This is a genomic window from Paracoccus salipaludis (assembly GCF_002287065.1).
Taxonomy (GTDB): domain Bacteria; phylum Pseudomonadota; class Alphaproteobacteria; order Rhodobacterales; family Rhodobacteraceae; genus Paracoccus; species Paracoccus salipaludis.
The window spans coordinates 65,590-77,642 of record NZ_NSJZ01000007.1 but is presented as its reverse complement, the minus strand read 5'-3'; the positions used below and the strand labels follow the sequence as shown (position 1 = coordinate 77,642).

At 69.6% G+C, this 12,053-nt stretch carries 13 protein-coding genes; 6 read left to right on the top strand and 7 right to left on the bottom strand.

Features of this window, described 5'->3' with window-relative positions; translation table 11 throughout:
- Positions 1 to 2,793, top strand: coding sequence for a [protein-PII] uridylyltransferase (locus CK240_RS10165; RefSeq protein WP_420818623.1), 2,793 nt, complete (start codon positions 1 to 3; stop codon positions 2,791 to 2,793).
- A 4-nt stretch (positions 2,794 to 2,797) separates the two neighbouring features.
- Positions 2,798 to 4,330 carry a murein biosynthesis integral membrane protein MurJ gene (gene murJ / locus CK240_RS10160; RefSeq protein WP_095640226.1) on the top strand — a complete coding sequence of 511 codons (1,533 nt, stop codon included), beginning with the start codon at positions 2,798 to 2,800 and terminating at the stop codon, positions 4,328 to 4,330.
- 179 nt (positions 4,331 to 4,509) lie between these two features.
- On the opposite strand, the gene CK240_RS10155 is transcribed toward murJ, so the two are convergent.
- The gene (locus CK240_RS10155) at positions 4,510 to 5,208 is read right to left on the bottom strand and encodes a rhomboid family intramembrane serine protease (protein ID WP_240517371.1); all 699 of its coding nucleotides are present in this window, start codon (positions 5,206 to 5,208) and stop codon (positions 4,510 to 4,512) included.
- A 94-nt stretch (positions 5,209 to 5,302) separates the two neighbouring features.
- Between CK240_RS10155 and trpS the strand changes: the two genes are divergently transcribed.
- Positions 5,303 to 6,322, top strand: coding sequence for a tryptophan--tRNA ligase (trpS, locus tag CK240_RS10150; protein ID WP_095640225.1), 1,020 nt, complete (start codon positions 5,303 to 5,305; stop codon positions 6,320 to 6,322).
- A gap of 177 nt (positions 6,323 to 6,499) precedes the next feature.
- Here trpS and arsC read toward each other — a convergent pair whose 3' ends face one another.
- Together arsC and CK240_RS10140 are read right to left on the bottom strand one after the other, a co-directional pair.
- Positions 6,500 to 6,889: an arsenate reductase (glutaredoxin) gene (gene arsC, locus CK240_RS10145; protein WP_095640224.1), complete on the bottom strand. Its 390-nt coding sequence runs from the start codon at positions 6,887 to 6,889 to the stop codon at positions 6,500 to 6,502.
- Positions 6,890 to 6,910: 21 nt separating this feature from the next.
- Positions 6,911 to 7,990: a PA0069 family radical SAM protein gene (locus tag CK240_RS10140; RefSeq protein ID WP_240517370.1), complete on the bottom strand. Its 1,080-nt coding sequence runs from the start codon at positions 7,988 to 7,990 to the stop codon at positions 6,911 to 6,913.
- A 121-nt stretch (positions 7,991 to 8,111) separates the two neighbouring features.
- Here CK240_RS10140 and CK240_RS10135 point away from each other — a divergent pair, with 121 nt between their 5' ends.
- The gene (locus CK240_RS10135; RefSeq protein WP_095640222.1) at positions 8,112 to 8,297 is read left to right on the top strand and encodes a hypothetical protein; all 186 of its coding nucleotides are present in this window, start codon (positions 8,112 to 8,114) and stop codon (positions 8,295 to 8,297) included.
- Between the two features lie 4 nt (positions 8,298 to 8,301).
- Here CK240_RS10135 and CK240_RS10130 read toward each other — a convergent pair whose 3' ends face one another.
- The 4 genes from CK240_RS10130 to CK240_RS10115 form a co-directional block, all read right to left on the bottom strand.
- Complete coding sequence (locus CK240_RS10130) at positions 8,302 to 8,904, bottom strand: HNH endonuclease (RefSeq protein WP_095640221.1); 603 nt, start codon at positions 8,902 to 8,904, stop codon at positions 8,302 to 8,304.
- A 147-nt stretch (positions 8,905 to 9,051) separates the two neighbouring features.
- The gene (locus tag CK240_RS10125; protein WP_095640220.1) at positions 9,052 to 9,702 is read right to left on the bottom strand and encodes an alpha/beta hydrolase; all 651 of its coding nucleotides are present in this window, start codon (positions 9,700 to 9,702) and stop codon (positions 9,052 to 9,054) included.
- Positions 9,699 to 10,328: a DNA-3-methyladenine glycosylase family protein gene (locus CK240_RS10120; RefSeq protein WP_095640219.1), complete on the bottom strand. Its 630-nt coding sequence runs from the start codon at positions 10,326 to 10,328 to the stop codon at positions 9,699 to 9,701. Before CK240_RS10120 ends, CK240_RS10125 begins: the two co-directional genes overlap by 4 nt.
- Positions 10,325 to 10,972: a GntR family transcriptional regulator gene (locus CK240_RS10115; RefSeq protein ID WP_095640218.1), complete on the bottom strand. Its 648-nt coding sequence runs from the start codon at positions 10,970 to 10,972 to the stop codon at positions 10,325 to 10,327. The genes CK240_RS10120 and CK240_RS10115 overlap by 4 nt, the downstream gene beginning before the upstream one ends.
- Before the next feature lie 66 nt (positions 10,973 to 11,038).
- On the opposite strand from CK240_RS10115, the gene CK240_RS10110 reads away from it, so the two are divergent.
- Together CK240_RS10110 and CK240_RS10105 are read left to right on the top strand one after the other, a co-directional pair.
- Positions 11,039 to 11,830: a pyrimidine 5'-nucleotidase gene (locus CK240_RS10110; protein ID WP_420818621.1), complete on the top strand. Its 792-nt coding sequence runs from the start codon at positions 11,039 to 11,041 to the stop codon at positions 11,828 to 11,830.
- Positions 11,817 to 12,053: a hypothetical protein gene (locus tag CK240_RS10105; RefSeq protein ID WP_095640217.1), complete on the top strand. Its 237-nt coding sequence runs from the start codon at positions 11,817 to 11,819 to the stop codon at positions 12,051 to 12,053. The genes CK240_RS10110 and CK240_RS10105 overlap by 14 nt, the downstream gene beginning before the upstream one ends.

The window sequence follows — 12,053 nt, the reverse complement described above, 5'->3', positions numbered from 1 at the left end:
CTGGTGCGGCCCGACGAGGACGACCCGGCTCTCCGCCCGGTCCAGAGCGCCCCGGCCCTGCCCGGGGCGCATCCGTTGTTTGACGGCGACACGGCGCTTGCCGCCCTGACCGCCGAGTTGAAGGGGCTCGCGGACCCGCGCGAGATCCGCGCGCGGACCGTCGCCTGGCTGGCCGCCGCGCGGGCCGAGGCCATGGCGGACATCGTCGCGGGCCTGGCCAGCCATCCCCGCAAGGGGCGGGAGACCGTGCGCGCCATCGCCCAGCTGACCGACGCCACGGTCCGCGCCATTCACCACGTCGCGATCACCTGCCTGCACCCGAACCTGTCGCCCACCGAGGGCGAGCGGCTGTCGGTGCTGGCCGTGGGCGGCTACGGGCGGGGCGAGATGGCGCCCTATTCCGACATCGACCTGCTGTTCCTGCTGCCGTGGAAGCCCACCGGCTGGATCGAAAGCGTCGTCGAGTCGATGCTGTACATGCTGTGGGACCTCAAGCTGAAGGTCGGACAGGCCACGCGCTCGGTGGACGAATGCCTGCGGCTTGCGGAAGCGGACATGGTGATCCGCACCAGCCTGCTGGAACACCGGCTGGTCTGCGGCGACGCCGTGCTGGCGCAATCGCTGCGCGAGCGCCTGCTGCCGGAACTCTTCGCGCGGACCGTGCCCCAGTTCATCGAGGCCAAGCTCGAGGAACGCGAGGAGCGGCACCGCCGCCAGGGCGGCCAGCGCTACGTGCTGGAGCCCAACGTCAAGGAAGGCAAGGGCGGCCTGCGCGACCTCCAGACGCTTTACTGGATCGCCAAGTACATCCACCAGGTGGACCGCGCGATCGAACTGGTGGACCTCGGCCATTTCACGCGGCAGGAACACACCACCTTCTGGGCGGCCGAGGATTTCCTGTGGGCCGTGCGCTGCCACATGCACCTGGCCGCGGGCCGCGCGGTGGAAAAGCTCAGCTTCGACATGCAGCTCGAGGTGGCGGCCCGCATGGGCTACCGCGACGCGGGCGGGCGGCGCGGCGTCGAGATCTTCATGCAGGACTACTTCCGCCAGGCCACGCGGGTGGGCGAGCTGACCCGCGTCTTCCTGACCGGGCTGGAACAGCGCCACCTGTATCGCGCGCCCCTTTTGGAACGCTTCCGCCGGCCCCGGGTGGCCCCGGGCTTCAAGGTGGAAACGGGCCGGCTGGCCATCGCCGACCCCGAGACGTTCTTCACCGATCCGCTGAACATCCTGCGGCTGTTCGAGGAAGCGCTGCGCAGCGGCATCCTGATCCATCCCGAGGCGATGCGCCTTGTCGCCCAGAACCTGCACCTCATCGACGACCAGGTGCGGGCGGACCCCGAGGGCGCGCGCATCTTCCTGGACCTGCTGCTGACACACGGCAACCCGGAACGCGCCCTGCGCCGCATGAACGAACTGGGCGTGCTGGGCGCCTATATCCCCGAATTCGAGCGCATCGTCGCCATGATGCAGTTCAACGTCTACCACCACTACACGGTGGACGAGCACCTGATCCAGTGCGTGGCGGCGCTGGCGCAGATCGAGCGGGGCGAGCTGGTCGAGGACCTGCCCATCGTCTCGGCCATCATGGCCGAGGGAAAGCTCGACCGCACCGTCATCTACCTTGCCACCCTGCTGCACGACATCGGCAAGGGCCGCCCCGAGGACCATTCCATCATCGGCGCGCAGATCGCCCGGCGCGTCTGCCAGCGGCTGGGCCTGACGCCCTCGCAGGTGCAGCTGGTGGAATGGCTGATCCGCAACCACCTGCTGATGTCGGACGTGGCGCAGAAGCGCGACATCTCGGACCCCCGCACCCTGCGCGACTTTGCCAAGGCCGTGCGGACGCGGCGCAGGCTGGACCTGCTGACCGTGCTGACCGTCTGCGACATCCGCGGCGTGGGGCCGAACACCTGGAACAACTGGAAGGCCGAACTGCTGCGCAAGCTGCACCGGCAGACGGCGGACGTGCTGGAGAACGGCCTGGAGGACGTCAACCGCGAGCAGCGGGTGGACGAGGCCCGGCGCAGCCTGCGCCACCTGCTGGTCGCCCAGGGGTGGGCGCCCTCGGACATCAGGGCCGAGGTCACGCGCCACTACGACAGCTACTGGCAGGGGTTGCCCACGGACACGCAGCAGGTCTTCGCCCGGCTGCTCAAGGACATCACCGCCGACGAGATCCGCATGGACCTCGACCCGGACCTGCGGCGGGACGCGACGCGGGCGGCCTTCGTCATGGCGGACCACCCGGGGCTGTTCTCGCGCCTCGCGGGGGCGCTTGCGCTGGTCGGCGCCAATGTGGTGGACGCGCGGACCTACACCACGCGGGACGGCTATGCGACCGCCGTCTTCTGGGTGCAGGACGCCGAGGGAAAGCCCTATTCGGCCGAGCGCCTGCCCCAACTCAAGCGCATGATCTTCCGCACCCTGGCGGGCGAGGTCGTGCCGCGCGACGCCCTGACCGAGCGCGACAAGCCCAAGAAGCGTGACCGGGCCTTCCGCTTTCCGACCCATGTCACCTTCGACAACGAGGGCTCGGACATCCACACGATCATCCAGGTGGACACCCGCGACCGGCCGGGCCTGCTTTACGACCTGACGCGCACGCTGGCCGCCAACCACATCCAGATCGTCAGCGCCGTGATCGCCACCTATGGCGCGCAGGTGGTGGACAGCTTCTACGTCAAGGACGCCTTCGGGCTGAAGCTGACCCAGGCCCCCAAGCGGGAAGCCCTTGAACGCAGGCTGCGACAGGCGATACGCGAAGGCGCGGAACGAGCGGAGGCCTGAATTCATGCGCGGCGGACTGGTGCGGGGGTTCATCTCCGTGGGCCTCTGGACCTTCTTGTCCCGTTTGACGGGCTTCGTGCGCGACATCCTGATGGCGCGCTGGCTGGGCACCGGCCCGCAGGCCGAGGCCTTCCTGGTGGCCCTGTCCCTGCCCAACATGTTCCGCCGCTTCTTCGCGGAAGGCGCCTTCAACACGGCCTTCGTGCCGATGTTTTCCAAGAAGCTGGAATCGGGCGAGGAGCCGCGCGCCTTCGCCGCCGACGCCTTCGCGGGCCTTGGCTTCGTGGTCGCGGTCTTCTCGGCCGTGGCGATGATCCTGATGCCGGGGCTGGTGTGGCTGATGGCGGCGGGCTTCGCGGGCGACACGCGCTTCGACCTGGCGGTCGAATACAGCCGCATCACCTTTCCCTACATCTTGCTGATTTCGCTCGCCTCGATGATCTCGGGCGTGCTGAACGCGAACGGGCGCTTCGGGGTCGCGGCGGCGGCGCCGGTGCTGCTGAACCTGCTCTTCATCGCCGGGATGCTGCTGGGCCAATGGTTCGGCTGGGACCTGGGCCTGACGCTCGCCTGGGCGACGCCGATCACGGGGATCGCGCAACTGGCGCTGGTCTGGTGGGACGCGGCGCGCACCGGCTGGCGCTTCGTCCCCGCCCGCCCCAGGCTGACGCCGGACATGAAGCGGCTTCTGTCCATCGCCGTGCCCGCGATGTTCGCGGGCGGCGTGGTGCAGGTGAACCTGCTGGTCGGCCGGCAGGTGGGATCCTTCTTCGAGGGCGCGATCGGCTGGCTCAGCTACTCCGACCGGCTGTACCAACTCCCCCTGGGCGTCGTGGGTGCCGCGGTCGCGGTCGTCCTGCTGCCGGAACTGTCGCGCCGCCTGCGCGCGGGCGACGAGGCGGGCGGCCAGTCGGCCCTGTCGCGGGCGACCGAGTTCGGGATGTTCCTGACCCTGCCCGCCGCCTTCGCCATCGCCGTGATCGCCGTGCCCATGGTCGCGACCCTGTTCGAGCGCGGCGCCTTCGGCCCCAACGACACGCAGATGACCGCTCGTGCCCTGATCGTTTATGCTCTGGGCCTGCCCGCCTTCGTCCTGCAGAAGATCCTGCAGCCGCTGTATTTCGCGCGCGAGGACACGAGGACGCCGTTCCGCTATGCGGTGATCTCGATGGTCGTGAACGCGGCCGTGGCCGTGGGGCTGATGCCGGTTGCGGGCTTCCTCGCGGCCGCGCTGGGCACCACTGTCGCGGCCTGGGTGATGGTCGGACAGCTCTGGTGGGGAACGCGCGGCATGGGCCGGGCCGCACGGCTGGACGAACGGCTGCGCAGCCGGCTGCCGCGGATCGTGCTGTCCTCGGCGCTGATGGCGGCGATGCTGTGGGCGCTGCGCGGCTGGCTGGCGCAGGACGGCGAGGGCGACATCCCGGGCCTCGCGATCCTCGTCTTCGGCGGCGCGGCCGCCTATTTCGCGCTGAGCTTCCTGACTGGCGCGATCAGCCCGGCCGAGCTGCGCGCCAATGTCCGCCGACAACGCTGAGGATCGGCGCCGGACCGGGGGCCAGCCCCATCGTCGTATACGACGATCCCGGAATATTTTCGCGAAGAAGAACATGCGCGAGCGGCGCCCTGTCATTCTTCTTCGTGCAAATATCCCACGGGGGTGCGGGGGTGTGAAACCCCCGCCCGCAGCCGCGCAGCCGGAACGGCCGCCCGGGCTTATCGCTGGCGGATGCGCCGGCGGACCCGGCCCATGCCGCCGGGGATCAGGACAAAGGACAGCAGGAAGCCGATCACGAAGCCGGACACCTCGGCGATCCAGTTCTTGCCCGCGCCGCCGAAGGCGATGCCGAAGAAAAGCTGGAACAGCAGCAGCATCCCGATCAGGCTAAAGGCGCGCAACTGGTTGGCGTTCTCCTCGCCCAGACGGGTCCAGAGCAGGAAGGTGAAGGCGCCGAGCAGGCCGTAGACCGGCGCATAGCCGCCGACCAGCGGATCGAAGCGGACCTGCGGCAGGAGCCCCGCGACCAGCGAATAGACTGCGGCACCCCCGATCGCCGAGGCAAGGAACAGCGCGACCACCGCCCAGGGACGGAAGACCCGGGCCACCATGTTCCCGAGCGCCAGCAGGAACACGAGCACGAAGATCGCGTGGGTCAGCGAGTAATGGACGAAGGGGTAGGTGAGCAGCCGGTAAAGCTCGGCTCCTGCAACCGACGAGCGGTCGAAGGCGCGCACCAGGAACTCGGGCGCGAAGGCGGTGCGCTCGATGGTGATCCCGCGCGCGGCCTGGCCCGCATTCACGCCGCCGGCAAGGAAGCCCAGGCGGCCCAGGCCGAAATAAGCCTCGGCCGCGATTGTGGGCATGGCCAGAAGCCACAGCACGGCGGGAAGGCTGTTGACAGGACTTTCGTTCATTCCGGCGCGCATCGGGATCCCTTCCGGCGCGGTTGCGCCCGTATGGTTCAAGCGGTAATCCGGCCGCGACGGTTTTTCCAGCAGGCAGCAGAAAATGGCTCGCGTCCACACCCCCCGCATCTTTTCAGGCATCCAGCCGTCGGGGGGGCTGACGCTGGGCAACTATCTCGGCGCGCTGCGGCGCTTCGTGGAAAAGCAGGGGCAGATCGAGACGATCTACTGCCTCGTGGACCTGCACGCCATCACCGTCTGGCAGGAGCCCGAGCGGCTGCGCCACCAGACGCGCGAGGCGGCGGCGGCCTTCCTGGCGGCGGGCATCGACCCGGCACAATCCGTGCTGTTCGTGCAAAGCCACGTGCCCGCCCATGCCGAGCTTGGCTGGATGCTGTCCTGCGTGGCCCGCGTGGGCTGGATGAACCGCATGACCCAGTTCAAGGACAAGGCCGGCAAGAACGCCGAGGCCGTGAGCCTTGGCCTTTACGCCTATCCCGCGCTGATGGCGGCGGACATCCTCGCCTATCGGGCGACGCATGTGCCGGTGGGCGAGGACCAGAAGCAGCATGTCGAGCTGACCCGCGACATCGCGGCCAAGTTCAACCACGATTATGGCACGGACTTCTTCCCCTCGCCCGAACCGGTGATCGAGGGCGCGGCGACCCGCGTCATGTCCCTGCGCGACGGGACGAAGAAGATGTCCAAGTCCGACCCCTCGGACGCGAGCCGCATCAACCTGACCGACGACGCCGACGCCATCGCCCAGAAGATCCGCAAGGCCCGCACCGACGCCGACCCGCTGCCGGGGTCCATGGAGGGGCTGAAGGACCGGCCCGAGGCGCGCAACCTCGTGAACATCTACGCGGCGCTGTCGGGCGAGACGCCGGACGCGCTGCTGGCGCGCTTCGAGGGCCAGGGCTTCGGCACCTTCAAGCCGGCGCTGGCCGACCTGGCCGTGTCGGTGCTGGAACCGATCACGCGGCGGATGAACGAACTGATGGGCGATCCCGCCGAGATCGACCGCATCCTTCTTGCGGGCGCCGAGAAGGCGGACGCCATCGCCTCGCCCATCGTGGCCGAGGCGCGCGAGATCATGGGGATGATCCGCGGGCCGCGCTGAGCCGCAAGCAGGTCCCCGGGGCCCTGCCCCGCCCGCTCCGCCCCCGCCCGTGCCTGCGGGTAACCGGCCCATCGGTCCATCCGCCGGGAAGACCGCCCTTCCGGCTTTTCCCTGATCCGCCTCTTGCCCGGGCGCGCGGACGCCCGGAGTTTCGGGATCGGAAGGAAGATGACGGCGTCAGGCGGGCGGGTCGCCGTCCTGCGCAGGGCGGGCCGGCGGGTTCGCCATGATCTCGATGACGCGCTCGGGCGGGCGGCAGAGGCGGGTGCCGAGAGATGTCCGCACGAAGGGGCGTTCCAGCAGGATCGGATGCGCCAGCACCGAATCGAGAAGCTGGTCGTCGGTCAGGTCCGGATCGCCCAGCCCGAGGTCGTCGAAAGGCGTGTTCCGGCGGCGCAGCGCCTGCCGCACCGTCAGGCCCGCATCCGCGATCCACTGCCGAAGCGTTTCCCGGTCGGGCGGATCATTGCGATAGTCGATGACCTCGGGCGTTTCCCCGCCATCCTGCAGCATCTGCAGGACGCGGCGCGACGTGGTGCAGTTCGGGTGATGCCAGATCGTCGTCATGGACGCAGCCTGCCCCGAGCTTCAGAACAGCGCAAGCTGGTCGCCCGCGCGCGGGGGCGGGGCGAAGCGGCTTGCGTCCAGCGGCGGGCTTTCGCGGTCGTAGCCCAGCCGCCTGCGCGCAAGGCGGAAACGCTGGTGCATCAGCTCGGCCTCGGGCCCCTCGCCGCGCATCCGGTGGCCGAAGCGGGGATCGTTGTCGCGCCCGCCCCGCATCGCCTGGATCCGGGACATCACATGGGCCGCCCGCCCGGGATGGTGGCGCGCCAGCCAGTCGCGGAACAACGGCGCGACCTCGTGCGGCAGGCGGATCGGGATCATGCTGGCGGTTGCGGCGCCCGCGTCCCGCGCGGCGGCAAGCAGCGATTCGATCTCGTGGTCCGTCAGCGCCGGGATCATGGGCGACAGCATCACGCGGACGCGCACGCCCGCATCCGCCAGCGCCCGGATCATCCCGAGCCGGATCGCCGGGGTGGGCGCGCGCGGCTCCATCTGGCGGGCCAGCCCCGCGTCCAGCGTGGTCAGCGAGACGCCGACGAAGACCTGCCCGCGCGCCGCCATCGCGCCGATCAGGTCGAGGTCGCGCAGGATCGTCCGCCCGCGCGTCACGATGCTGAGCGGGTGGTTCCAGTCGCGCAGGACCTGCAGGCAGCCGCGCATGATGCCCAGCCGGGATTCCACCGGCTGGTAGGGGTCGGTGTTCGTGCCGAAGGCGATGGGGGCCACGGCATAGCCGGGGCGGCCGATCTCGGCTTCCAGCAGCCGGGGCGCGTCGGGCTTGGCGGTGATCCGCGTCTCGAAGTCCAGCCCCGGCGACAGGCCCAGAAAGGCATGGGTCGGCCGGGCGAAGCAGTAGATGCAGCCATGCTCGCAGCCCCGGTAGGGATTCACCGAGCGGTCGAAGGGCACGTCGGGCGAGCCGTTGCGGGTGATGATCCGGCGCGGGGTCTCGGCCGTGACCTCGGTCCGCAGCAGCGTCTCATCGGCGGGGCTGTCCCAGCCGTCAGGCTCGCGCACCGCCTGATAGGGCTCGAACCGTCCCGCAGGGCGGTGGGCGGCGCCACGGGCCTTGAGGATCCGGTCGGGGTCGCGGGGGGGCAGCATGGGCAAAGACTGGAACATAACACGAACGTTGGCAAGTCCGCGCCCATGGAACGTTTGCGGGCCGTCGCGCCTTTTCATTCGGTGCGTCAGGTCACATAGTCGGGCCATAAAGGAGGACGCGATGCCCCTGCCCCACTTCCTTCTGCTGGTCGCGGTCGTGATCCTGGCTGCGGGCGCGACGCTGGTCCTCGCGCTGACGATGGGGGTGCCGCTGGAGGCGCTGGCCCTGGCCGCCGGGATCGCGGCGGTGGTGGTGCATCTGTCGGCGCGCGCCGGCAACGGGCCGCGCCACACGCCCGACGCATGAGTGTTCAGCTTTCCAGTTCGGCGTCCCAGTAAAGATAGTCCATCCAGCTGACATGCAGGTGGTTCGGCGGGAAGCGGCGGCCGATGGCATGCATCTCCTCGGTCGTGGGCCGGCGCGGCGCGCGCTTGAGCCTGAGGCCCGAGGCGCGCAGGCTCTTGTTCGCCTTCCTGAGGTTGCAGGGCGAACAGGCAGCCACGACGTTTTCCCAGGCGGTGGTGCCGCCGCGTGACCGGGGCACGACATGGTCGAAGGTCAGGTCGCCCTTCGATCCGCAGTACTGGCAGCAGAATTCGTCCCGCAGAAAAAGATTGAAGCGCGTGAATGCCACGCGCTTCCTGGGTTTCACATAGTCTTTCAGCACCACGACCGACGGGATGCGTATCGATTCCCTTTGGCTTCGCACCACCTCGTCATATTCGGCGAGGATCGAGACGCGGTCCAGGAACACCGCCTTGATGGTTTCCTGCCATGGCCACAAGGACAGCGGATAGTAGCTGAGCGGGCGATAGTCGGCGTTCAGCACCAATGCGGGGTTCCGGCGCAACGCGGCAGGGTCGCGCACGAACTGGTTGCGGAAATCGCCATCGACATTCGGGTCGTCGAGCATCCGGTCTGTCCCCCGCCATGACGCCTCAGGACTTGGGGCCGACTATATTGAGTGGCGGCGTCCTGACAAGGCTCTGGATATGGGCGGGTATCAGGGCGGGGCGTAACCGTTGCGTGACGGTGACGCGGCAGCCGGATGACGGGGACCTCAGCCCAGCACGTCGCGCACGAAGGCCAGGGCCGCGCCCAGACCGTCGGGCGAGATGCCGTGGCCGGTGCCGCGCATGGCGTGCGTGCCGACAGTGAAGCCCGCGCCGGACAGCGCCCGTTCCGCCAGTCCCATGTCGGCAAAGGGCACCATCTGGTCCTGGTCGCCGTGGACCAGCAGCACCGGCGGGCGCACCTTGACCTCGGCCAGCAGTTCGGGCGCGAGCAGCCGGCCCGAGAAGCCGACGATCCCCGCGACCGCCCGGTCCCGCCGCGGCAGGATGTGCAGCGCCATCATGGTGCCCTGGGAAAAGCCCACGACCACCATGCGGTCGGCGTCCAGGCCCTCGCGCGCCAGCACGCCGTCGAGAAAGGCGTTCACGTCCTCGACCGACTTTTCCATCGAGGCGCGGGCCTGCGCCTCGGTCGAGCCGTCAAGCCACGGGATCGGAAACCACTGGAAGCCGAAGGGATTGTTGCGGCAGGGCTCGGGCGCGTTGGGGGCGTAGAAGGCGGTGTCGGGCAGATAGTGCCCCAGCGGCTCGGCCAGCCCCAGCAGGTCCGCGCCATCCGCGCCGTAGCCGTGCAGGAAGACGATGACCGAGCCGGCCTTGTCCGGGCCCCGGCGGCCCGATTGCAACTCGCGCGTCATGTCACCCCCTCGCGTCCCTTGGCAACGTGGTAATAGGCCCAGAGCCCCCGGGCCGCAACCGAGCGCCAGGGCGCCCAGGGCCTTGCAAGCTCGGCCAGCGCCCGGGCCTTGGGCCGCTCGGGCAGCCTATACATCAGCCGCGCGGATTCCTGCAGGGCAAGGTCGTCGGGGGCGAAGGTATCCGCCCGGCCCAGCGCGAAGATCAGGTACATCTCGGCCGTCCAGCGCCCGATGCCGGGCAGCGCCGTCAGGGTGGCGCTGACCTCCTCGTCGGCCATCCCGCGCAGGGCGTCGAAGTCGATCCCTGCCCCGGCCAGCGCCCGCAGGTAGCGCACCTTCTGCCCCGACAGCCCGCAGGCCCTGAGCGCCGCGTCATCCGCCGCCATGATCGCCTCGGGCCGGTCCAGCCCCGCCGCCGCAAGCCGCGCCGAGATGGAGGCCGCCGCCGCGGTGGAGATCTGCTGCGAGACGATGGCCGACATCAGCGCGCCGAAGCCGTCGGCGCGGCGGCGCAGCGGCAGGGGGCCAAGCTGCGGCAGCACCTGCGCCCAAACGGGACAGACCGAGGCGAGATACGCCGCGCCTTCGGCCAGGTCGGCGTCGGTCGCGATCACGCGCAGGCTCACTTGCGGCCCTGCTCGATGGTGCTGGCCCAGGCGCGGGCGGATTCCATCAGCCGCGTCTCGAAGGCGGTCGAGATATGGTGTCGCAGCGCCTTTTCCGCCGCGTCCGCGTCGCCCGAGGCGATGGCTTCCACGATCTCGCGGTGCTCGGACAGCGAGCGCAGGCCGCGGCCCTCGGCCGCGAGGGAGGTCCGCGCCATCAGCGCCATGGTCCGGTGCACGATGTCGAGCTGCTGGACCAGGTAACGGTTGTGCGAGGCAAGGTGGATCTGGTGGTGAAAGCGCCGGTTCGCCCGGCTCAGCGCCTGCGGGTCGTCCACGACGCGCAGGTCGTCCTCGACCATCTGGCCCAGGACCCGCACCTCCTCGCGCGTGGCATGACGGGCGGCAAGGCGGGCGGCCAGCGCCTCGAGCTCGGTGCGGACGGTATAAAGCTCGGCCAGCTGGTTGTGGTCCAGGGTGGCCACGATCAGGCTGCGCCCGTCGCGGGTCAGCATGGACTGGGTTTCCAGCCGCTGCAGCGCCTCACGCACGGGCGTGCGGCTGACGCCGAAACGCTCGGCCAGTTCCGACTCGACCAGCCGGTCGCCGGGGCGGTAGGTGCCGTCGTCGATCGCCGACAGGATCAGGCTGTATGCATCCTTCATCGGGGCACAGTTGGCGGGACCGCGTTCCGATTGCAAGGCCGGGCGGGGCAGGCTAGCGAACCCCTCATGGACAAGCCCGCTTCCTTCCCCCGCCCCATGCGCGACATCGACGCCGCCGCCTTCCGTCAGGACTTCGCGGGCGTGGACGCCTGGATCTTCGATCTGGACAACACGCTTTATTCCCCCGAAGTGCGGCTGTTCTCGCAGATCGAGGCGCGGATGACGGCCTATGTCCAGCGCCTGCTGGGCGTGGACGCGGCCGAGGCCGACCGCCTGCGGGCCCATTACTGGCGCGAGCATGGCACCACGCTGGCCGGGCTGATGGCCCACCACGGGATCGACCCCGAAAGCTATCTGGCCGAGGTCCACGACATCGACTTCGCCGCGCTGACGCCGGAACCCGCGCTGGCGCAGGCGATCCGGGCGCTGCCGGGGCTGAAGATCATCCACACCAACGCCGACGCGGCCTATGCGGGCCGGGTGCTGGCGCGGCGGGAACTGGACGTCTTCGACGCCGTCCACGGCATCGGAGAGGTCGGATACCACCCCAAGCCGGACCCGCGCTCCTTTGCCGCAGTTCTTGGGGCGCATGGCCTGAACCCCGCCCGCTGCGCCATGTTCGAGGACGACCCGCGCAACCTGGAAGTGCCGTTTTCCTTGGGAATGCGCACGATTCTGGTGGGTGCGGGCCGCCATGGACCCGACGAGCTGCCCGAGGACCACAGCCACGCAGGCCATGTGCTGTGGCATACCCGCGACATCTTGACCTTTGTCACGGCGCTTGCCGGCGCAGTTGCGGACGTGCGAAGTTCGCAGGCAACCCTGTCAACAGCCGAGGCCGATCATGAGCCGCACTGAAACCTCTGCCGACCACCTCGTCTCTGCACTCAGCGGCGACGCCGAACTGCAGACCCGGAAGGAACGCGTCCTCGCCGCCCGCATCCTGCTGATCCTCGCGATGGTGGTGGTGCTGGTGATCGTCGTGGTGGCGCTGTTCGGCCTGCCCGCGCTGACCATGATCGCGCTGCTGGCGACGGTCGTCGTCATGGGCCTGCTGATCGCCTACGCGGCCGGGTTCTAG

Coding starts and splice junctions, on each gene's coding strand:
- arsC (WP_095640224.1), bottom strand. CDS start 6,889: ATGACGACGATCTGGCATCACCCGAACTGCACCACGTCGCGCCGCGTC.
- CK240_RS10125 (WP_095640220.1), bottom strand. CDS start 9,702: ATGACGCGCGAGTTGCAATCGGGCCGCCGGGGCCCGGACAAGGCCGGC.
- CK240_RS10110 (WP_420818621.1), top strand. CDS start 11,039: ATGGACAAGCCCGCTTCCTTCCCCCGCCCCATGCGCGACATCGACGCC.
- CK240_RS10140 (WP_240517370.1), bottom strand. CDS start 7,990: ATGCTGCCCCCCCGCGACCCCGACCGGATCCTCAAGGCCCGTGGCGCC.
- CK240_RS10155 (WP_240517371.1), bottom strand. CDS start 5,208: ATGAACGAAAGTCCTGTCAACAGCCTTCCCGCCGTGCTGTGGCTTCTG.
- murJ (WP_095640226.1), top strand. CDS start 2,798: ATGCGCGGCGGACTGGTGCGGGGGTTCATCTCCGTGGGCCTCTGGACC.
- CK240_RS10105 (WP_095640217.1), top strand. CDS start 11,817: ATGAGCCGCACTGAAACCTCTGCCGACCACCTCGTCTCTGCACTCAGC.
- trpS (WP_095640225.1), top strand. CDS start 5,303: ATGGCTCGCGTCCACACCCCCCGCATCTTTTCAGGCATCCAGCCGTCG.
- CK240_RS10115 (WP_095640218.1), bottom strand. CDS start 10,972: ATGAAGGATGCATACAGCCTGATCCTGTCGGCGATCGACGACGGCACC.
- CK240_RS10130 (WP_095640221.1), bottom strand. CDS start 8,904: ATGCTCGACGACCCGAATGTCGATGGCGATTTCCGCAACCAGTTCGTG.
- CK240_RS10135 (WP_095640222.1), top strand. CDS start 8,112: ATGCCCCTGCCCCACTTCCTTCTGCTGGTCGCGGTCGTGATCCTGGCT.